18 protein-coding genes are annotated in these 21,024 nt (G+C 70.3%); 7 read left to right on the forward strand and 11 right to left on the reverse strand.

What is annotated here, in order from left to right:
• The first annotated feature begins 330 nt into the window (after positions 1-330).
• Entirely contained in the window at positions 331-1,548 is a 1,218-nt protein-coding gene (thrS, locus tag AB0C15_RS16570; protein WP_357352662.1) for a threonine--tRNA ligase, read from the forward strand.
• A 4-nt stretch (positions 1,549-1,552) separates the two neighbouring features.
• On the opposite strand, the gene AB0C15_RS16575 is transcribed toward thrS, so the two are convergent.
• The 5 genes from AB0C15_RS16575 to AB0C15_RS16595 form a co-directional block, all read right to left on the reverse strand.
• Entirely contained in the window at positions 1,553-3,472 is a 1,920-nt protein-coding gene (locus tag AB0C15_RS16575) for an ABC transporter ATP-binding protein (protein WP_357352916.1), read from the reverse strand.
• 191 nt (positions 3,473-3,663) lie between these two features.
• Positions 3,664-5,397, reverse strand: coding sequence for an ABC transporter ATP-binding protein (locus AB0C15_RS16580; protein ID WP_357352664.1), 1,734 nt, complete (start codon positions 5,395-5,397; stop codon positions 3,664-3,666).
• The gene (locus AB0C15_RS16585) at positions 5,391-5,873 is read right to left on the reverse strand and encodes a MarR family transcriptional regulator (protein WP_357352666.1); all 483 of its coding nucleotides are present in this window, start codon (positions 5,871-5,873) and stop codon (positions 5,391-5,393) included. The genes AB0C15_RS16580 and AB0C15_RS16585 overlap by 7 nt, the downstream gene beginning before the upstream one ends.
• Positions 5,874-6,089: 216 nt before the next feature.
• The gene (locus AB0C15_RS16590; RefSeq protein WP_357352668.1) at positions 6,090-7,529 is read right to left on the reverse strand and encodes a GuaB1 family IMP dehydrogenase-related protein; all 1,440 of its coding nucleotides are present in this window, start codon (positions 7,527-7,529) and stop codon (positions 6,090-6,092) included.
• 208 nt (positions 7,530-7,737) lie between these two features.
• On the reverse strand, positions 7,738-8,334 hold the full coding sequence (locus AB0C15_RS16595) for a LysE/ArgO family amino acid transporter (RefSeq protein WP_357352670.1): 597 nt from the start codon (positions 8,332-8,334) through the stop codon (positions 7,738-7,740).
• Positions 8,335-8,404: 70 nt separating this feature from the next.
• Between AB0C15_RS16595 and AB0C15_RS16600 the strand changes: the two genes are divergently transcribed.
• Positions 8,405-9,298 carry a LysR family transcriptional regulator ArgP gene (locus AB0C15_RS16600; RefSeq protein WP_357352673.1) on the forward strand — a complete coding sequence of 298 codons (894 nt, stop codon included), beginning with the start codon at positions 8,405-8,407 and terminating at the stop codon, positions 9,296-9,298.
• Between the two features lie 28 nt (positions 9,299-9,326).
• On the opposite strand, the gene AB0C15_RS16605 is transcribed toward AB0C15_RS16600, so the two are convergent.
• Complete coding sequence (locus AB0C15_RS16605) at positions 9,327-11,078, reverse strand: biotin carboxylase N-terminal domain-containing protein (protein WP_357352675.1); 1,752 nt, start codon at positions 11,076-11,078, stop codon at positions 9,327-9,329.
• Between the two features lie 150 nt (positions 11,079-11,228).
• Between AB0C15_RS16605 and AB0C15_RS16610 the strand changes: the two genes are divergently transcribed.
• From AB0C15_RS16610 to AB0C15_RS16620, 3 genes are all read left to right on the forward strand, one after another.
• The gene (locus AB0C15_RS16610; protein WP_357352918.1) at positions 11,229-11,840 is read left to right on the forward strand and encodes a PadR family transcriptional regulator; all 612 of its coding nucleotides are present in this window, start codon (positions 11,229-11,231) and stop codon (positions 11,838-11,840) included.
• 122 nt (positions 11,841-11,962) lie between these two features.
• A complete protein-coding gene (locus AB0C15_RS16615) occupies positions 11,963-12,922 on the forward strand; it encodes an ATP-binding cassette domain-containing protein (RefSeq protein WP_357352677.1) in 960 nt (319 codons plus the stop codon).
• Positions 12,923-12,940: 18 nt separating this feature from the next.
• A complete protein-coding gene (locus AB0C15_RS16620) occupies positions 12,941-13,696 on the forward strand; it encodes an ABC transporter permease (protein WP_354995437.1) in 756 nt (251 codons plus the stop codon).
• 158 nt (positions 13,697-13,854) lie between these two features.
• On the opposite strand, the gene AB0C15_RS16625 is transcribed toward AB0C15_RS16620, so the two are convergent.
• The 3 genes from AB0C15_RS16625 to AB0C15_RS16635 form a co-directional block, all read right to left on the reverse strand.
• Positions 13,855-14,508, reverse strand: a complete 654-nt coding sequence (locus tag AB0C15_RS16625; RefSeq protein WP_357352679.1) for an O-methyltransferase — start codon at positions 14,506-14,508, stop codon at positions 13,855-13,857.
• A gap of 70 nt (positions 14,509-14,578) precedes the next feature.
• A complete protein-coding gene (locus AB0C15_RS16630; RefSeq protein ID WP_357352681.1) occupies positions 14,579-15,256 on the reverse strand; it encodes a Maf family protein in 678 nt (225 codons plus the stop codon).
• Between the two features lie 302 nt (positions 15,257-15,558).
• Positions 15,559-16,689 (reverse strand): S8 family serine peptidase, encoded by a 1,131-nt coding sequence (locus AB0C15_RS16635; protein ID WP_357352683.1) that lies wholly within the window; start codon positions 16,687-16,689, stop codon positions 15,559-15,561.
• A gap of 1,049 nt (positions 16,690-17,738) precedes the next feature.
• Here AB0C15_RS16635 and AB0C15_RS16640 point away from each other — a divergent pair.
• Positions 17,739-18,023, forward strand: coding sequence for a hypothetical protein (locus AB0C15_RS16640; protein ID WP_357352685.1), 285 nt, complete (start codon positions 17,739-17,741; stop codon positions 18,021-18,023).
• A 74-nt stretch (positions 18,024-18,097) separates the two neighbouring features.
• Here AB0C15_RS16640 and AB0C15_RS16645 read toward each other — a convergent pair whose 3' ends face one another.
• Positions 18,098-18,556, reverse strand: a complete 459-nt coding sequence (locus AB0C15_RS16645; RefSeq protein WP_357352687.1) for a hypothetical protein — start codon at positions 18,554-18,556, stop codon at positions 18,098-18,100.
• Positions 18,557-18,647: 91 nt separating this feature from the next.
• The gene (locus tag AB0C15_RS16650) at positions 18,648-18,842 is read right to left on the reverse strand and encodes an acyl-CoA carboxylase subunit epsilon (RefSeq protein ID WP_357352689.1); all 195 of its coding nucleotides are present in this window, start codon (positions 18,840-18,842) and stop codon (positions 18,648-18,650) included.
• Positions 18,843-18,933: 91 nt separating this feature from the next.
• On the opposite strand from AB0C15_RS16650, the gene AB0C15_RS16655 reads away from it, so the two are divergent.
• Positions 18,934-20,973 (forward strand): serine/threonine-protein kinase, encoded by a 2,040-nt coding sequence (locus AB0C15_RS16655; protein ID WP_357352691.1) that lies wholly within the window; start codon positions 18,934-18,936, stop codon positions 20,971-20,973.
• Positions 20,974-21,024: the final 51 nt, after the last annotated feature.

Raw genomic sequence — 21,024 nt, forward strand, 5'->3', positions numbered from 1 at the left:
CGGCAGAACGGCGTTCGTCGGCGTACCGTTGTCGGCGCGGCCACGCCCGTCGGGTCCCCCGTTCCTGACGATTCGGCCGCCAGGGCCGCCGGCGGGTCCCGCGCCGGCGGCCCACCCCTCCGCCGCAAATCCAGGTGCGTCCCCGCTCGGCGCGGGGCTACTGTCGCCGTATGCGCAGCGCGGTAATGATGACCACGACGCCGGGTGTCCCCGGCGCGCCGCTCTGACGTAACCACCGTCGACCAGGCCCCGGGGCGATCCGCCCCCGAGGGCAGTGCGCCGTTCGGAGCCCAGGTCGCCTCCGGGTCGTACCCGATCCAGGAGCCCGACATGATCGACCACCGTAGGCTCGGCCGTGAGCTGGACCTCTTCATCTCCGACCCGCTGGCCGGTGCCGGCCTGCCGATCTGGCTGCCGGCCGGCGCCGCTGCCCGGCACGCCGTCGAGGAGTACGTCCGGGAGTTGGAGCGCCGCTCCGGCCACCAGCACGTCTACTCGCCGCCGCTTGGTAAGCGGGAACTCTTCGAACTCTCCGGCCATCTCGGCTACTTCGCCGACGACATGTTCCCGCCGATGCGGCTGAGCGCCGACGACGAGTTCGTGCTCCGGCCGGCGCTCTGCCCGCACCACGCGTTGGTCTTCCGGGCGCGGGGGCGTTCCTACCGGGAGTTGCCGTTGCGGATCGCGGAGCTGGGCGGGATGTACCGCTCGGAGCGTTCCGGAGTGCTCGGCGGGCTGTCCCGGGTCCGTGCCATCTCGCTCAACGACGCGCACACCTTCTGCGCCCCCGAGCAGGTCGGCGCGGAGGTCGCCGAGATCCTGGGGCTGATCCGGGAGGCGCACGCCGCGCTCGGTGTCCGGCCGGCGGGGTTCCGGCTGTCGCTGCGCGGGCCGGACGAGAAGTACGTCGGTGACGACGCCCAGTGGGCCCGTGCGGAGGACCTGCTCCGCGCCGCGCTGGCCGGGGTGGAGTACGTCGAGGCGCCGGGGGAGGCCGCGTTCTACGGTCCGAAGATCGATATCCAGATCGTCGACGCGGTCGGCCGGGAGTCGACCATCTCCACCATCCAGCTGGACTTCGACAAGCCGGAGCGGTTCGACCTGTCGTACACCGACTCGGACGGCAGCCGGCGTCGGCCGGTCATGGTGCACCGCAGCCTGGTCGGCAGCATGGAGCGGCTGTTCGCGTACCTCATCGAGGTGCACGAGGGTGCGTTCCCGGCCTGGTACGCGCCCGTTCAGCTGGTGCTGCTGCCGGTCGACGACGGGCAGGCCGACGCGGCGGCCGAGCTGGCCCGGCGGGCCGTCGACGCCGGCCTGCGGGTCGAGGTCGACGCCGCCGGCTCGCTCGGCGCCCGGGTCCGGGACGCGGCTCGGCGCCGCGTCCCGTACCTCGGGGTGTTGGGTGCCCGGGAGGTGGCCGACCGGCACCTCGCGCTGCGCCTGCGCGGCGGACGTGCCCTGGCCCCGATGCCGGCCGACGCCGCGCTCGCCCTGATCGGCGGGCAGGTCGCGGCCCGCTCGGCGGATCTGCTCCCCCCGGACTGACACGTCAGACCGACGCCGGTTGGGCGGCGGTGGCCGGCTCCTCGTCGACCACCGCCCCGGTGAACTGTGATCGGTAGAGCCGGTGGTACGCGCCCTGGGCGGCGAGCAACTGCTCGTGGGTGCCCTGCTCGACGATCCGACCGTTCTCCATCATGAGGATCAGGTCGGCGTCGCGGATGGTGGAGAGCCGGTGCGCGATGACGAAGCTGGTCCGGTCCGAGCGAAGCGCGGCCATCGCCCGTTGCAGCAGCACCTCGGTGCGGGTGTCCACCGAGCTGGTGGCCTCGTCGAGGATCAGCAGCGACGGCTCGGCGAGGAACGCCCGCGCGATGGTGATGAGCTGCTTCTCGCCGGCGCTGACGTTGCTGCCCTCCTCGTCGATGACCGTGTCGTAGCCGTCCGGCAGGCTGCGCACGAACCGGTCCACGAAGGTGGCCCGGGCCGCGGCGAGGATCTCCTCCTCGGTCGCGTCCGGCCGCCCGTAGGCGATGTTGTCGCGGATGGTGCCGCCGAACAGCCAGGTGTCCTGGAGCACCATGCCGATCCGGCCGCGCAGGTCGTCGCGGCGCATCGTGGTGATGTCCACCCCGTCGAGAGTGATCCGGCCGGCGTCCAGCTCGTAGAACCGCATCACGAGGTTGACCAGCGTGGTCTTGCCGGCGCCGGTCGGGCCGACGATCGCAACGGTGTGCCCCGGCTCGGCGACGAGCGACAGGTCGTCGATCAGCGGCTTGTCCGGCTCGTAGCGGAACGAGACGTGCTCGAACTGGACCCGACCGTGCGGGTCGGTGACCCGGGCCGGCTCGACCGGGTCGGGGGTCTGCTCGTCCGCGTCGAGCACCGCGAAGACCCGCTCGGCCGACGCCACCCCGGACTGGAGCAGGTTGGCCATCGAGGCGAGTTGGGTCAGCGGCTGGGTGAACTGGCGGGAGTACTGGATGAACGCCTGCACGTCGCCGAGGCTCATCGTGCCGGAGGCGACCCGCAGCCCGCCGACCACGGCGATCGCCACGTAGCTCAGGTTTCCGATGAACATCATCGACGGCATGATGATCCCGGAGATGAACTGCGCGCCGAAGCTGGCCCGGAACAACTCCTCGTTCTTCGCGTGGAACGCGGCCTCCACCTCACGCTGCCGGCCGAAGACCTTCACCAGCTCGTGACCGGTGTACGCCTCCTCGATCTGACCGTTCAGCTCACCGGTGTGGGTCCACTGTGCGATGAACTGCTTCTGCGAGCGCTTGGCGATGCGCTGGGTGACGAGCACCGACAGCGGCACCGCGACCAGAGCCACGAGCGCCAGCACCGGCGAGATCCAGAACATCACGGCCAGCACGCCGACGACGGTCAGCAGCGAGGTGAGCAGCTGACTGAGGGTCTGTTGCAGGGTCGTGGAGATGTTGTCGATGTCGTTGGTGACCCGGCTCAGCAGCTCACCGCGCGGCTGCCGGTCGAAGTAGGGCAGCGGCAGCCGGTTGAGCTTCTCCTCCACCTCGGCACGCAGCCGCAGCACGGTGCGCTGGACCACCCCGTTGAGCAGCCACCCCTGCCACCAGGACAGCAGGCTCGCCGCCACGTAGAGCCCGAGCGCCAGCAGCAGCACCCGACCCAGGGCGCCGAAGTCGATGCCCATCCCGGGCACCACGTCCATCCGGGCCAGCATGTCGGCGAAACTGTCGTTGCCGCTGGCCCGGGCCGCCGCGACGGCCTGCTCGGTGCTGGTGCCCGGCTCCAACTGCCGGCCGATCACCCCGTTGAAGATCAGGTCGGTGGCGTGGCCGAGGATCTTCGGCCCGGCCACGCTGAAACCGACGCTCACCACGGCGAGGGTGATGATCGCCGCCAGGTGCAGCCGGTGCTGGCGCAGCCGGCCGAGCAACCGCCGGGCCGACGGCCCGAAGTTCATCGACTTCTCGGCGGGCATCCCGGCGCTCATCCACCCCGGACCACCACCCGGGCGACCCGGCGGCAGCCGCTTCGGCGTCCGTGCGTCGCCGCCGGGCTGCTGCGCGGCCTCGCCGCCGGGCTGTTGCGCGGCCTCGCCGCCGGGTGTCCGACCGTCGCCGGCCGGCTTCTGACTGGGTACGGCCGCGGTGCGCGGCTCGTCGTGCTCGCTCATGCCGCCACCTCCGCCGTCTGCTGCGAGGCGACGATCTCGGCGTACGTCGGGCAGCTCTCCACCAACTCCGCGTGCCGTCCCACCCCGACGACCCCTCCGTTCTCCAGGACGATGATCTGGTCGGCGTCGATGATCGTGGAGACCCGCTGGGCCACGATCACCACCGCCGCCTGCGCGGTGACCGGCCGCAGGGCCGCTCGCAGCCGCGCGTCGGTGCCGAGGTCGAGCGCGGAGAACGAGTCGTCGAACAGGTAGATCTCCGGCTGCCGGACCAGGGCCCGGGCGATGGCCAGGCGCTGTCGCTGCCCACCGGAGACGGTGGTGCCGCCCTGCGCGATCGGGGCGTCCAGCCCGCCGGGCATCTGGGCCACGAAGTCCCGGGCCTGGGCGATCTCCAGCGCCGTCCACAGCTCCTCGTCGGTGGCGTCCGGGTTGCCGTAGCGCAGGTTGCTCGCGACCGTCCCGGTGAACAGGTACGGCCGCTGTGGCACCAGACCGATCCGCCGCCACAGCTCGTCAGGCGCCAACTCCCGCACGTCCACCCCGTCGACGAGCACCGCGCCGGCGCTGACGTCGACAAGCCGCGGAATCAGCGACAGCAGGGTCGTCTTACCCGCGCCGGTGCTGCCGATGATCGCTGTGGTGGTGCCCGGTGTCGCCCGGAAGGAGATGTCGCGCAGCACCGGCTCCACCGCGCCCGGGTACTGGAAACGCACCCCGCGCAGCTCCAACTCGGCGCGGCTGGGCAGCTCGGTGACGGGCGCGCTGGCCGGAACCACCGAGGAGTCGGTGTCCAGCACCTCCACGATCCGCTCCGCGCACACCGCAGCCCGGGGGACCATCATCAGCATGAAGGTGGCCATCATGACCGCCATCAGGATCTGCATCAGGTAGGCCAGGAAGGCAGTCAACGCGCCGATCTCGATCGCGTTGGCGTCCACCCGCTGCGCGCCGAACCAGAGCACCGCCACGCTGGAGACGTTCAGCACCAGCATGACCACCGGGAAGATCAGTGCCAGCAGCCGGCCGGTACGCAGCGCGGTGGCGGTCAGGTCGGCGTTGGCGACACCGAAACGGTCCGTCTCGTACGGCTCACGGACGAACGCGCGGACCACCCGGATGCCGGTGATCTGCTCCCGCAGCACCCGGTTGACCGTGTCGATGCGGGTCTGCATCAGCCGGAAACCGGGCACCATCCGACGGATGATCGCGCCGAGCGCGATGGCCAGCACCGGCACGCTGACAAGCATCAGCCAGGACAATCCGATGTCCTCGCGCAGCGCCATGAACACGCCACCGACGCTCATGATCGGTGCGGCGACGAGCATCGTGCAGCTCATCAGCACGAGCATCTGCACCTGCTGCACGTCGTTGGTGTTGCGGGTGATCAGCGACGGCGCACCGAACCGGGCCACCTCGCGGGCGGAGAAGCGGTTCACGTGCCCGAACAACTCGGCGCGGACGTCCCGACCGAAGCCCATCGCGACCCGGGCGCCGAGGTAGACGGCGGCGATCGAACAGACGATCTGGATCAGGCTGACCAGCAGCATCCAGCCGCCGGTACGCACGATGTAGTCGGTGTCGCCCCGGGCCACACCCTGGTCGATGATGTCCGCGTTGAGGCTGGGCAGGTAGAGCGAGGCCATGGTGCCCACGAACTGGAGCAGTACCACCGCCAGCAACGGTCTCTGATAGGTGCGCAGTTGGCCGCGCAGGAGTCGGATCAGCACGCCGGGTCCTTCATCTCGGTAGGGCGTCCGGTCATCCGCGGGTCGTCGCCGCTGCCGATGACCTCAAGCAGGAACTCCCGGATCACCTGGGCCTTCACCGGGTCGGCGTCGACCGAGGTGAGGGGCCGTCCGGAGTGCATGAGCGCGCCGAGTGCGGCGACCCGTTCCCGCCCGGCGGGGGTGATGGCGAGCCGGATGCTGCGCCGGTCGTTGTCGTCGCGCTGCCGCTCGACCAGGCCGTCGCGCTCGAGCGTGTCGACGATGCCGGTCAGGGTCGCCGGCCGGACGAACCCCTTCTCGGCGACCGCCCGGTGCGGCAGCTCGCCGTGCCGGGCGAGCGTCATCAGGGTGATCATGCCGGCCTGGGTGAGCCCGTGCTCCTCGGCGAGGTAGCGGTTCCACCGCTGCCCGACCAGGTGCCCGGCCACCACCAGCAGCCGGCCGAGCGGCACGTCCTGAAGGGTCACGAGTTCCACGACTCGTAGATTAGCCCCCTGATAGTAAGGGGCCAAACGAATTACCCGCAGCGCCGCCCACGAGGGCGATCACCGAATCACCCACCCACCACCAAGCGCCCCACCGCGCCCACCGCGCCCGTCTCGCCCACCGCGCCGGTGATCATGAAGTTATTGCCCCGACACGCCGCCGCGCCTGGCAATAACTTCATGATCAACGCGGGTGGGGTGGTGGGGTTACCAGCTGGTGGGGAGGGGCATTCCTTCGGTGAAGCCGGCGGCGCTCTGCACGCCGACGATCGCCCGCTCGTGGAACTGGGTCAGGTTTCGTGCGCCGGCGTAGGTGAAGGCGCTGCGTACCCCGGCGATGATCTCGTCGATCAGGTCCTCGACACCGGGGCGGGCCGGGTCCAGGTGCATCCGGGCCGAGGAGATGCCCTCCTCGAACACCGCCTTGCGGGCCCGGTCGTACGGGCTGTCGTCGGCGGTTCGGGCGCTTACCGCCCGGGCCGAGGCCATCCCGAAGCTCTCCTTGTACCGCCGGCCGTCCGGCTCGGTGTAGAGGTCCCCGGGGGACTCGTAGGTGCCGGCGAACCAGGAGCCGATCATCACGTTCGACGCGCCGGCGGCGAGCGCGAGCGCCACGTCCCGCGGGTGCCGCACCCCGCCGTCGGCCCACACGTGCCGGCCCAGTTGGCGGGCGGCGGCCGCGCAGTCGAGTACGGCGGAGAACTGCGGTCGGCCCACGCCGGTCATCATCCGGGTGGTGCACATCGCGCCAGGGCCGACGCCGACCTTGATGATGTCCGCCCCCGCCTCCACCAGGTCGCGTACGCCCTCGGCGGTGACCACGTTGCCGGCCGCCACCGGCACCCCCGGGTCCAGCTTGCGGACCGCCTGGAGTGCGGAGATCATCCGGGCCTGGTGGCCGTGCGCGGTGTCCACGACAAGCGTGTCCACTCCTGCCTCCAACAGCGCGGCGGCCTTGCCGGTCACGTCCCCGTTGATTCCGACGGCCGCCGCGATCCGGAGTCGACCCCGGTCGTCCACGGCCGGCGTGTAGAGGGTGGCCCGCAGCGCGCCCTGCCGCGTCAACACTCCGACCAGCCGGCCCTCGGCGTCCACCACCGGGGCGAGCCGGCGACGGCCCGCCGAGAGCCTGTCGAACCCGGTACGCGGGTCCGCGTCCGCCGGCACGGTGTGCAGTTCGGTGGACATCACGTGCCGTAGCTGAGCGAACCGGTCCACGCCCGTGGTGTCCGCCTCGGTGACCACACCCATCGGCCGGCCGGCGTCGTCGACCACGATCACCGCACCGTGCGAGCGCTTGGGCAGCAGGTGGATGGCGTCGCCGACGGTCTCGGTGGGGCCCAGCGTGATCGGCGTGTCGTAGACCAGATGACGCTGTTTGACCCAGGCGACGACGTTCGCCACCACCTCGATCGGAATGTCCTGCGGGATCACCGTGATGGCGCCCCGCCGGGCGACCGTCTCCGCCATCCGCCGCCCGGCGACCGCGGTCATGTTCGACACCACCAGGGGAATGGTGGTGCCGGTGCCGTCGCTGGTGGACAGGTCGACGTCGAGCCGGGAGCCCAGGTCGGAGCGGGCCGGCGCCATGAAGACGTCGGTATAGGTCAGGTCGTGCGCGGGAACCGCGCCGTGAAGGAAGCGCACCGGGCAATCATTCCCGCTCCCGGCCGGTTCCACCGCCGGTGGTCGCGGAAAACACTCACCTCGCCGCGCGGGTCCTGGTCCCGGCGGCGTCGTCGGTGCCCGCCGGGGCGACCCGTCGAAACCAGCAGGAGCGGCAGGTCGAGCCCCGCCAGCGCGACCCGGTCGGCCCAGCAGGAGCGGTAGGTCGAGCCCTGCCAGCGCGGCCCGGTCAGCCCAGCAGGAGCGCCACGGCGAGCCCGGCCATCACGACGGCGATGACCGCGTCCAGCACCCGCCAGGCGGCGGCACGGGCGAGCAGCGGCGCGAGGCGTTGCGCGCCGACGCCGAGCGCGGTGAACCAGACCGCACTGGCCAGGACGGCGCCGGCGCCGAACACCCACCGGTGTGGGTGTTGTTGTGCCACCCCGCCGAGGAGCAGCACGGTGTCCAGGTAGACGTGCGGGTTCAGGTAGGTGAAGGCGGCGCAGGCGAGCAGGGTCGTCCCCAGCGTGGCCGGCGGCCGGTCGGTCGGCACCAGGGCGCCGGGGCGCAGGGCGCGGCGGGCCGCGAGCCCCGCGTAGCAGAGCAGGAACGCCGCGCCGCCCCAGCGGATCGCCGTCAGCAGGCCCGGTCGGTCGGCCACAAGCGAGCCGACCCCGGCCACCCCCGCCATGATCAGCAGCGCGTCCGACGCGGCGCAGGTGAGCACCACGGGTACGACGTGCTCGCGGCGCAGACCCTGACGCAGGACGAAGGCGTTCTGGGCGCCGATGGCGACGATGAGAGCGATGGAGATCGAGAAGCCGGCGACGGCGGAGGTGAGCACGCCCTCGACGCTAGGGTCGCCCACAGTCACCAGTCCAACTAAAGATTCTGACGTAACTTAAGCTCAGCTTATGGATGGCCTCGACTCGGCACAGCTGCGGACGCTCGCGGCGGTGGTGGCGGAGGGCAGCTTCGACGCCGCGGCTCGGCTGCTGCACGTCACGCCGTCGGCGGTGAGCCAACGGATCAAGGCGCTGGAGGAGACCGTCGGCCAGGTGCTGGTCCGCCGCGCGCGACCGTGCGTGGCGACCGACGCCGGCCGCCCGCTGCTGCGCCTCGCCGGCCAGCTCACGCTGCTCGAACGGGAGGCGCTCGCCGATGCCCGCGGCCCGCTGGCCGGCGGCGGCCGGACCCGGGTCGCCGTGGTGGTCAACGCCGACTCACTTGCCACCTGGTTCCCCGCCGCGCTGGCCCGGTTGCCGCAGCGGGCCGGGCTCTCGTTCGACCTGCGGCAGGACGACCAGGACCACACCGCCGAGCTGCTCCGCGACGGCTCGGTGACGGCGGCGGTCACCGCACAGCGGGAGGCCGTGCAGGGCTGCCGGGTGCTGCGGCTCGGAGCCATGCGCTACCACGCGTTGGCGACGCCGGAATTCGCGGCGTCGCACTTCGCCGGCGGATTCACCACCGCGGCGCTGGTGAGCGCGCCGCTGATCCTCTTCGACCGGAAGGACCGGGTGCAACACCGCTTCATCCGGTCGGAGGCCGGGCGGCCGCTGGATCCACCGGTGCACTACGTGCCGTCGGTGCCGGCGATCAGCGAGGCGATTCGATTCGGGTTGGGTTGGAGTCTGGTGCCGGAACAGATCGCCAGGGCCGACCTCACCGCCGGCCGCTGGATCGACCTCGCGCCGGGCCGGCACCTGGACGTCCCGCTGTACTGGCAGCACTGGCGGCTGGAGTCCGACGTGCTGAACGCCCTGACCACCGCCGTCCGCGCGGTCGCCGCCGACGCCCTGCGCTGACCACCCTGCCGGCCCGACCCAGGGCGGGTCAGGCGATGGTGCAGATGGCCGCGCCGGAGGTGATCACCGCACCGACCTCGGCGCTGAGACCACTGACCGTGCCCGCCTTGTGGGCGTGCAGCGGCTGTTCCATCTTCATCGCCTCCAACACCACGACCAGGTCACCCTCGGCCACGGTGTCGCCGTCCGCCACCGCGATCTTGACGATGGTGCCCTGCATCGGCGAGGTGAGCGCGTCGCCTCCGACCGGCGCGCCCGCCTTGGCGCTGCCACTGCGTCGGGTCGCCTTGCGGGGGGCGGGTGCCGCGGTGGTCGTACTCCCGCCGAAGCCGGCGGGGAGGCTGACCTCGAGGCGCTTGCCACCCACCTCGACCACGACGGTGTCGCGTTCGGCCGGCGCCTCGGCGGCGCCGGCGGCGGCGGTGAACGCCGGCACGGTGTTGTGGAACTCGGTCTCGATCCACCGCGTGTGCACGGTGAACGGCTCGGCGGTGAACGCCTCGTCCCGCACGACGAGCCGGTGGAACGGCAGCGCGGTGGCCATGCCGTCGAGGACCATCTCGTCGAGCGCGCGGCGGGCGCGCTCGAGCGCTTCGGTACGCGTCTCACCCGTGATGATCACCTTGGCGAGCAGGGAGTCGAAGTTGCCGCCGATCACGTCACCGGCCGAGACGCCGGTGTCGACCCGCACGCCCGGCCCGCTGGGCAGGCGCAGCGCGGTGACGGTGCCCGGGGCGGGCAGGAAGTTGCGGCCCGGGTCCTCGCCGTTGATCCGGAACTCGATCGCGTGCCCGCGCGGCGTCGGGTCCTCGGTGATCCGCAGCTTCTCCCCGTCGGCGATCCGGAACTGCTCGCGGACCAGGTCGATACCGGCGGTCTCCTCGGTGACCGGGTGCTCGACCTGGAGCCGGGTGTTGACCTCCAGGAAGGAGATGGTGCCGTCGACGCCGACCAGGTACTCCACGGTGCCGGCACCGTGGTAGCCGGCTTCGCGGCAGATCGCCTTGGCGCTCTCGTGGATCTGCGCGCGCTGGGCGTCGGTGAGGAACGGCGCGGGCGCCTCCTCGACGAGCTTCTGGTGGCGTCGCTGCAACGAGCAGTCCCGGGTGCCCACCACGATCACGTTGCCGTGCTGGTCGGCGAGGACCTGCGCCTCCACGTGACGGGGCTGGTCCAGGTACCGCTCGACGAAGCACTCACCCCGACCGAACGCCGCGACCGCCTCGCGGGTGGCCGACTCGAACAGTTGGGGGATCTCCTCCATCGTGCGGGCGACCTTGAGGCCGCGGCCACCGCCACCGAAGGCGGCCTTGATGGCCACCGGCAGGCCGTGGTCGACGGCGAACGCCATCACCTCGTCCGGGCTTGCCACCGGGTCCGGAGTGCCGGGGACCAGCGGAGCGCCGGCCCGCTGCGCGATGTGCCGGGCCGTGACCTTGTCACCCAGGTCGCGGATCGCCTGCGGAGTGGGGCCGATCCAGGTCAGCCCGGCGTCGATGACGGCCTGGGCGAAGTCGGCGTTCTCACTGAGAAAGCCATAACCCGGGTGTACGGCGTCGGCACCGGCCCGAGCGGCCACGTCGAGCAGCTTGTCGATGCGCAGGTAGGTCTCGGTCGCGCTGTCCCCGCCGAGCGCGTACGCCTCGTCCGCGAGGGTGGCGTGCAGGGCGTCGCGGTCGGAGTCCGCGTACACGGCGACGCTGCCCAGGCCGGCGTCGCGGCACGCGCGGATCACCCGGACGGCGATCTCGCCGCGGTTGGCGATGAGTACCTTGCGCACCTTCGTGGCTCCTCCCGGGCAGGTTACTGACGGGGAGTGTATCGGCCGGCCACGGCGACCCTAACGATCGCTCAGTGTGGGATGCCGCACTGGACCGAGTACGGTTTAGTCAAACTTGGCTATTACGCTCGCCGGGTGTCTTCGACTCGGATGATGATCCTCGGTCTGGTGCGGTGGATGCAGCCCGTGCACGGCTACGACGTGCGCCGCGAGCTGTTGAGCTGGAGCGCCGACAAGTGGGCGAACGTGCAGCCCGGATCGATCTATCACGCCCTCCGCAAGCTCACCGAGGAAGGACTGCTCCGCGCCGTCGCGACCGAGCAGGTCGGTGCCCGTCCGGCGCGCACCACGTACGAGGTGACGGTCAAGGGGGAGGACGAGTTCGAGACGCTGCTGCGCAACCACTGGTGGAACGTCAGCGAGCCCACCGACCCGTTCGTGGCGGCCTTCTCCTTCCTGCCGGCCATGCCGCGGGACGAGGCCGCTGCCGCCCTGCGCAACCGGGCGAATCTGCTGCGTGCCGGCGTCGATTCGATGCGTGCCTCGTTGGGCTCCGACTGGGTGCGCAACCGCAAGCCGACGCACGTGGGCTGGATGTTCGAGCTGTGGTCGGCACGGGCGGAGGCGGAGATGACCTGGTGCGAGCGGATCGCCGAGCGGATCGATTCCGGAGTGTCGTACCTGCCTGCTGAGCTGGACGAAGAGCAGGGTTGGTCGGGGTGGAGGGACGGCGTGGAGCCGCCCGCCACCGACACGGAATAATCAACGTTGACTAAAGAAGCTATATCGCGTTAGCCTGCTGGCGGTACATCGGGGGAGTGCGCCGTCTTGGCGTCGTCCCACTCGACGGCCGGCCCGACCGGCCCGACCGACCAGGAGCAGAAATGATCGAGACCAGGGGGCTGCGGAAGTCGTTCCGCTCCCGCGCGGGTCGAGAGACGAAGACGGTGGACGCCGTTCGGGGCGTCGACCTCGACGTGGCCAAGGGCGAGATCTTCGGCTTCCTCGGCCCGAACGGCGCCGGCAAGACCACCACGCTGCGGATGCTCGCCACGCTCATCGAGCCGGACGGCGGCGAGGCCACCATCGCGGGTGCCGACCTGCGCAAGGACCCCGCCGAGGTGCGCCGCCGCATCGGGTACGTCCCGCAGGGCGGCAGCACCTGGGACGAGTCCACCGCCCGCGAGGAGCTGGTGCTGCACGCCCGGATGTACGGCATCAGCAAGGCCGACGCGCAGCGGCGCGCCGTCCGCGCGCTGGACGCGTTCCAGCTCACCGAGTACGCCGACCGCACGTGCAAGACCTACTCCGGCGGCCAGCGCCGCCGCGTGGAGATCGCCCTCGGCATCATCCACGAGCCGAAGATCGTCTTCCTGGACGAGCCGACCACCGGCCTCGACCCGCAGAGCCGCGCCCACATGTGGGACGAGATCCGGCGGCTCCGCGCCGACGGCATGACCGTCTTCATCACCACCCACTACCTGGACGAGGCCGACGCTCTCTGCGACCGGATCGCGATCATGGACAACGGCGAGCTGGTGGCCGAGGGCACGCCGGCCGAACTCAAGCGGGAGATCTCCGGCGACGTGGTGCTCGTCGGCCTCGACCTGACCGCCACCGAGCAGGCCACCAAGGCACTCGACGGCGAGCCGTACGTCAACAAGCTGGAAACCGCCGACGAGGGCGGCCTGCGCCTCTACGTCGACGAGGGCGCCACCGCCATCCCGCAGGTGCTCCGCCGACTCGACCACGCCGGGCTGGAGCTGCGCTCGATCGAGCTGCACCGACCCAGCCTGGACGACGTCTTCCTCACCAAGACCGGCCGCTCGCTGCGCGAGTCCTGACCACCGGAGACGACTCTCATGAAATTCGCCCGCGACACGTGGCTGATCTTCCAGCGCCAGACCCAACTCCTGCTGCGCAACCCGGTCTGGGTCTTCGTCGGCGTGTTCCAGCCGGTCATGTACCTGCTGCTCTTCGCCCCGCTACTCAAGCCCGCACTGAACGCACCCACCCAGGCCGCCGCCTACAAGATCTTCGTACCCGGTCTGCTGGTGCTGCTGGCCATCTTCGGCGGCCTGTTCCAGGGCTTCGGCCTGATCGCCGAGCTACGAGCCGGCGTCATCGAACGCTCCCGGGTCACCCCGATCAGCCGCCTCGCCCTGCTGCTCGGCCGCTCGCTGCGCGACGTGGTCTCGCTCATCGTGCAGGCCGTCATCATCACGCTGCTGGCGCTCCTGTTCGACCTGCGGGTGTTCATCGGGGACCTGCTGCTGGCGTACCTGATGCTCGCCCTGATCGCCCTCATGACCTCGGCCGTCTCCTACGGCGTGGCCCTCAAGGTCAAGAGCGAGGACGCGCTGGCCCCGCTGATGAACACGGTGGCGCAGCCGGTGCTGCTGCTCTCCGGCATCCTGCTGCCGCTGACCTTCGCGCCGGGCTGGTTGCAGGGTGTCGCCAACTGGAACCCGTTCTCCTGGGCGGTCGACGGCACCCGGGCACTGTTCGCCGGTGACCTGGGCAGCGACAAGGTCTGGCAGGGCCTCAGCATCACCGCGGTCCTCGCCGCGCTCGGCGTCTACTGGGCCGCCCGCCAGTTCGCCCGCAGCGTCCGCTGACGTCAGGTGTTCGTGACGGTCGGGGTGCCCCCCTTGGCGGGGGCACCCCGACCTTCGTCTTGTTGGACCGGCTGCCGGGTGCTGAGGGCGTTCGTTGCCTCCGTGCGGCGGTGGGGTTGCCGGCCCTCGGCGGCCGGCGTGCTGAGGAGCGCCGACGGTCAGCGGACCCGGGCGAGGGTCAGGCCGTCCGCGATCGGCAGCATCACCGGGTCCACCCGCACATCGGCGATGACCTCGTCGTTGAACGCGGCGATGGCCCGGTCGCCGGCATCCTGCGGGGCGATCACCCGCCCACCACGCAGCACGTTGTCGACCGCGATCACCCCACCCGGACGCATCCGCGGCACCAGCTCCGCCCAGTAGACCGGGTAGCCGGTCTTGTCCGCGTCGATGAACGCGAAGTCCAGGTGCCGCTCGTGCGGCAGCTCCCGCAGCCCGTCAGCGGCCGGGCCGATGCGCAGGTCGATCAACTCCTGCACGCCAGCCCGCGCCCAGTAGCGCCGAGCGATGCCGGTGAACTCCTCGGAGATGTCGAAACAGGTCAGCCGCCCGCCCTCGGGCAACCCGCGGGCGATCGCCAGCGACGAGAGCCCGGTGAACGTGCCGACCTCGACGGCCTGCCGCACGCCGAGCAGCCGGGTGAGGAACGTCAGGAACGCGGCCTGCTCCGGGGCCACCTGCATGGTGGCGTGCTCCGGCAGCACCGACCGGGTCTCCTCGGCCAGATCCCGGATGATCTGGTCCGGCGGGGAACCGTGTGCGACCAGATAGGCGTGCAGCTCGTTGGTGAGCGGGATCGACTTGGTGGTCATGACCGGACGTTACCGACTGGCGCGACGGATCGGCGGCCCGCCACGGCGGGTTGGTCGTGCGTTCGGCGGATCAGCCGCCCGCCGCGACGGATTGGCTACCCGGCTCGACGGATTGGCCGCCCGGCGCGACCTTTGTCCACAGGTCGGTGATCCGCAGATCCAGTTCGGCCAGGAGTCGGCGCAGCAGCGGCATCGACAGCCCGACCACCGTCCCCGGGTCACCCTCGATCCGCTCCACGAACGGCCCACCCAGCCCGTCGATGGTGAACGCCCCGGCCACCGCCAGCGGCTCACCCGTGGCCACGTACGCCGCGATCTCCTCATCACTGACGTCAGCGAAGTGGACCGTGGTCGACGCGACCGCCTCCGCACGCCGCCCGGCGTCGATGTCGACCAGGCAGTGCCCGCTGTGCAGAACCCCGCTGCGTCCCCGCATCTGTAGCCAACGCCGGGTCGCGTCGGCGGCATCCGTCGGCTTGCCGAGAATCTCCCCGTCGAAGGCGAGCACCGAATCACAGCCGATCACCAACGTGCGCTGGCCGGCAACCGGGTTCAGCCGCGTCAACACCGCCTGCGCCTTCATGCGGGCCAACTCCAGACACAACTCCTCAGCCCGCTCGGCCATCACCAGGGACTCGTCCACCCCGCTGACCAGCACCTCTGGCTCGACACCGGCAGCTTGAAGCAACTTACGACGGGCAGGGCTAGCCGAAGCGAGCACGAGGCGGAGCGGCAAGGTCTCAGACACGAGCCCGACGTTACCGCCCATCCCCGAACCACTGCGGACACCCCGCCCAGCACCCCGCCCGTTAGTGCCCCGTGCCCGCGGTGCGCCATAGCGGGCCGGCTGCCCTTGATCCACTCGCTTTCCAGGAAATCGCGGTGTCCCATCAAGCTGGACACCGCGATTTCCTGAAGGGCGAGTGGATCAAGGGCTTTCCGCACTCGCTCCGCGCGGAAATCGACTTGCCGGCGGGATTTCGGGTCATCCCGCCGCCCTGGACAGCCCGACATCAAGAAACCCGAGTGGATCACCGCTTCGTTGATCGATCAGCGGCTGATCCTGGGCGGCGGATCATCACCACGCCGGCGTCGCCGCGCTAATACCGCCCACCCGACCCCGGCAGCCAAGATCACCCCGAAGGTGACCAGGCCCCGCGCAGTCGCACCATCGCTCTCATCACTCGGCCGATTGCCAGTCGCTGTGGCTGAGCCAGCACCGGCCGGAGCGCTCACCGATTCAAACCCCAGCGGCGGTACGTCTGCCGTCAGCGCCGCCACGAGATCGATTACGCCGTAGCCGTACTCGTCGTCGCGTCCGGGAGCGCCCTTGTCGATGGCGGTAGCGGTCAGTCGATGCGCCACCTCTCGAGCCGGCAGGTGCGGGTACTTAGACCTGATCAACGCAGCCGCACCCGCCACGATCGCCGTCGCGTCAGAGGTTCCAGTGCCCTTGCGGTACTTGCCGTCGATGCTCGTGCTGTAGATGTCGACCGCAGGCGCAACCACGTCGACCTCCGGTCCAGTGACGGAGACTGTTGCGTGGACGCCGAATTTGTCGACTCCTCCCACGGCTAGGACGCCATCTTCAGACGCGGGGTAGCCAACCTCCGTGTCCCCTGGTCGATTACCTGCAGCGGCGACGACAACGACATTCGCGAGAAGGGCCTCCCTGATCGCACGACGTAGGGCAGGGCTGGAGCCTCCTGCACTAGAAATGCTGATGACGCCAGCGCCAGACGAAACCGCATATTCAATCGCCCTGCCTAGAATGTCTGCGCTGCTCTGGTTGTCAGCTCCCGAGGAAACAATCGGCAATACCTTAGCTTTTGGTGCTATACCTTTAGCTCCTCGGCCCCCTTCTTGACCGTGGGCGGCGATAAGGCCGGCCATGCCGGTGCCGTGACTATTCTGATCGGCCTTGCCGTCGCCGCCCCCTCCTCCATTGGTCAGGTCGATGCCGCGAAGAAGATTGCCAGCCAGATCAGGATGCGGGTAAACCCCTGTGTCCGGAACTGCCACAGTAATGCCCTCGCCCTGGCTAATTTTGTTTGCCGCGTCGGAGTTCAAGGCTACTAAATGCCACTGGTCCGCGCGGATGCGGTTCGAACTATCATTCGGTGGCGGCAGGCTGGGCTGCCTCGCGGCGATAGGGTCGGGGGATGAGGCGATAACCGCCACGAGCATCAGGATCGCCAGGGATACGTTTATGTTAGATCGTTTCACCGGTCGATGCCGATTGCTGGCCCTGGGTCTATTGGCTCCTCGTCATCGGGAGGGCGAACCACTGGGCGAACTCCCTGTTGCATCTCCCAAGGGTTATCCGGATCCCAGCGATGCGGCTCGGTCGTGTCGCCGTCGTTCCGTCTCGGGTGGCTAGTCCCGCTGGTCCCGGAACTCCAGAGTCCCGGTGCCCCGCCGATCGGAGGCATTCCGTGTGCACCAGTAAAGCCTCTGCCGGCGGAAGGACGTGATCCGGCCGCGCCGGTAGGCGCAGTTCCGGCCCCACCGCCTCCAATTACGCCTCCGATCGGGTTCACTCGGCGCGAGGGAACGCTGTTGCTGTCGGGCTGACGGGGCAGTGATCCGGGAACGCTACCGATAACCCCTCCCGGCGGCATCGCTCGTGTTGGGTCTAGCCCGGGTCCGCGGGACAGGCCGTTCGAGCCATTCGATCCAGGCCGCCCGATCGGAACGGCCGGCTGGGTATTCACCGGTGCGGTAGCGGCAGGTGGCGGAAAGACGGGTGGTACGCCAGGCAATGAAGGGGGATGCGATGCATTGGATGCAGGGTTGGGATGCGCCATGATGGGTGGGTTTAGCGGGGAGCCCGCTCCAACCCCATTTAGAGTCGGTCCAAGCCCTGTCGTCATGGACACTGGTGCGGCTGCAGTGTGCTTAGTAGCCGCCGGTGGTGCAGTCGCCCCCGACGGCATAGGTGCTGGCAAGATTGGCGGGATGATGGGCGCTGTAGCGTTGCCGTACACATCTGGGTTCGAAATGTCCTTGCCGACCTGGGGAGGCGGCGGTGGTGGTTTTTGGAGAGTTGCTTGGGCTTGTTGGAGTTCGCCGCTCAAGTTGAACATCATCGACCGGGCCTGAGCGTTCAGCCGCTCCAACTCTCCGTCGGCGACCGGAGGCTCGGTGGCGCGGTTGCCCATGACCGCTTTGGGGTCGGCGACCATCGACTCGTACGCCTGCTTTTGTTGGACCTTTGTCGCGTACTCCTCATGGATCTTGTGGAGTGCGGCGCGGGTGGTGCCGATGGCCTGGGTTGCGGCGGAGAGTGCGGTGTAGTTCGCGGCGGCGGCGTCGTGGGTGCGTTGCACCTTGTCGATGAGTTCGTCGAGTTCGGCGAGGTACGTGCGGGAGGCGGCGCTGGTTTCGGGGGGCCATGCCTCGGCGAGCCCGCGTCGGTACTGCTGGAGTCGGCCGAGGTGGGTTTGCGCCAGGTCGCAGACCTTGCGCCAGCCGGCGACCTGCTTCCAGTGGTTGGCGGTGTCCTGATCCTGTAGGCAGGCCCACATGCTGTTGACGTCCATGAGTTGCCAGTCGGTGAGGCCGGAGGTGCGGCCACTGCCCCGATCGATCACGGCAGGATCACCGGCCCTTCGGTGTCGGGGCTGGTCGGGTCGTTAAGCGTCGGCGTCGGGCCGCCGGGGAGGACGCTTGCCGGGTTGGCGAGGGCTCGTTGTACGTCCACCACGCGGGCGGCGGTGAAGGCGTCGCTGTCGGCGTAGTGGGTGGCGACCTGGTCGGCGGCGGCGGCGAGGTGGCCGGTGGCACCTCGGACGGCGTAAACCATGTCGGCGGTGGCCTGCTGTGTCTCGTGGTGAGCGTGCAGGAAGGTGACCAGCTCGATGAAGGCGTCGCACGGGTTGGGCAGCTTCGCGGACATGTCTTCGGCGATGTACGACAGGTGGGGCGCGTAGTTGCCCTCGACCTCGGCGGCGAGCCGGTCGGCGAACTCTCTGAGCTGGCTGATGTCGGCTTCGATGCCGCCGTAACCGCGTAGCCAGGGTGCTGGCCGGTCCTCCTCGGGGATCATGGATCCTCCCTACCCGTAACGGCACCGTTTCCCTGAGTGAGATTAACGGCTCAACGCCACCATGGCAGCCCCCGCACAGCAGGTCTCGAGGTCAGCGGGGCAGGCTGGAGGCGCGCCACCCACGGGAGGTGCCCGGTCGACCGCTGCGCGCCCAGGCGGACGTGGTCGCGGGCACGGGCGCAGTGGCGGGACGGGACCGGATGATGATCGCCCCCACCAGAGCGGCCAACTCCTCGGCGGTGGGCACGCCGCGGACGACCCGGAACAGCGGCTCTTCGGCAGACATGCTGCCAGCGTACGCGGGCTCGAAGTTACCCGGAGCGCACAGTGGCGTGCCGGCGGTGTGAGCGTCAGCCGGTCCGGGTACCGTCTCACCGATGTCGAACGCGCTTCCCCAACTTGTCGCTGACCGATACCGGCTCCTGTCGCCGCTCGGCCAGGGTGGCATGGGTCGGGTGTGGAAGGCGCGCGACGAGGTGCTGCACCGGGATGTCGCGATCAAGGAGTTGGTGCCGCCACCCGGCCTCACCGACGAGGAGCGCCGCGAGATGCGCGAGCGCTCGTTGCGGGAGGCCCGGGCCATCGCCCGGCTCAACCACGCGAACGTCGTCCGTATCTTCGACGTGCTGCGCACCGATGGTGATCCGTGGATCGTCATGGAGTACGTGGCGTCGAGGTCGTTGCAGGACACTCTCGCCGAGGACGGCCCGGTGGGGGTTGCCCGCACGGTGGAGATCGGCCTGGGTGTGCTGGGTGCGCTCAGCGCCGCGCACAAGGCGGGCGTCATGCACCGCGACGTGAAGCCCGGCAACGTGCTGCTCGGCGAGGACGGCCGGGTGGTGCTTACCGATTTCGGTCTCGCCACGATCCCCGGCGACCCCAATGTGACCCGCACCGGCATGGTGCTCGGCTCACCCGCGTACATCTCGCCGGAGCGGGCTCGGGACGGCACCGCCGGGCCGGAGGCCGACCTGTGGTCGTTGGGCGCGACGCTCTACGCGGCGGTCGAGGGCAAGTCGCCCTACGCCCGGCCGTCGGCGATCGGCACCCTGGCCGCGTTGGCCACCGAGCCGATTCCGCCGCCGAAGAACGCCGGTCCGTTGAAGGCCGTCCTCAACGGGCTGCTGCGTAAGGACCCGAACGAGCGGATCACCGCCGAGGTGGCGGAGCGGTTGCTGCGCCGCGCCGGGGGCAAGCGGTCGCGCGGCATTTCACTGCTCGATGGCGTACGCCGGCCGGGGCCGAACGGCCCGCGCGAGCCGCGCCCACCGGTGGTGCCGGCCCCGCGACCCGCCGAGAGCGTCGACCGGCCGGTGTCGCCACCGCCGGCCGCCGCCGCGACCACCTCCGCCGCCGCGACCTCCGCTGCCGCGACTCCCGCCGCCGATGCCACGCCCACGGCCGTGGTCTCCTCCGGTGCGGCCGCCGACCCGACCGCGTTGGTGTCGGGCGGGTCGACCGCAGCGGCGCCGGCCGAGCCGACCGCCACGATCGACCGTCAGTCCGAGGCCGAGTCGTCCGAGGCCCAGTCGTCTGAGGCCGACCCGACCGCGAAGGTCACCGCCGCGCCCGACACGAGCGGCGACGGTACGACGAACGTCGACGACGAGCCGACGGTTGTCGACGGCCCGCCGGTGGCTCCGGAGCAGCGCAAGCCGACCACGCCGACGTCGCTGATGCCGCCGCTGAGCCCGGCGGGTCGTGCGCCGGTGCCGCCGTCGGATGGCACGAAGCCGAACAACACCCGCCGCAACGTGCTGATCGGGGCGGTGGTCGCCCTGCTGCTGATCGGCCTCGTGGTGGTCGTGCCGATGCTGACCAAGGACGACGACAAGAGCCCGCAGGCGAACCCGACCGGGGCCGGCGCGACCTCGGGGGCCGCGCCGACCTCCGCTGCGGCGGCACCGCCGCCGCCGACCACCGGTGCGCCCAGCCCGTCGGCCTCGGCCACCCCCTCGGTCGACCCGAACGCGCTGCCGGCGGGCTGGAAGCTGCACAAGGACCCCGAAGGCTTCTCCCTGCCGATTCCCGATGGTTGGGTGCGCCGCGACGCTGGTCGGAACACTGTCGTCTTCGACGAGTCCGACGGGCCGGGGGAGCTGCTCGTCCAGTGGACCCCCACGCCGAAGAAGGACGCATACGCCGACTGGTTGAGCATCGAGGGCGGCCGCAAGAACGAAGTCGTCAACTACCAGAAGATCGGCATCGTGCGCTGCACCTTCTGGAAGACCTGTGCGGACTGGGAGTGGCTGGAAACTCGGGACGGGCAGCGGATCCACGTCCGTAACCGGGGGTTCGTGACGGCCAAGAACCGGGGGTACGCCCTGCGCTGGGAGATCGCGGAGAAGGACTGGCAGGCCAACCTGCCGAACTTCGACCGGATCGCCAAGGGCTTCGTGCCGGACCGTAAGGACTGAAACTCATTCGCATGACCTTCCGTCGTCGTGGGTAATTGACCTTCGACGACG

This window comes from Micromonospora sp. NPDC048835 (assembly GCF_040649995.1).
In the GTDB taxonomy this organism is placed as follows: Bacteria; Actinomycetota; Actinomycetes; order Mycobacteriales; family Micromonosporaceae; genus Micromonospora.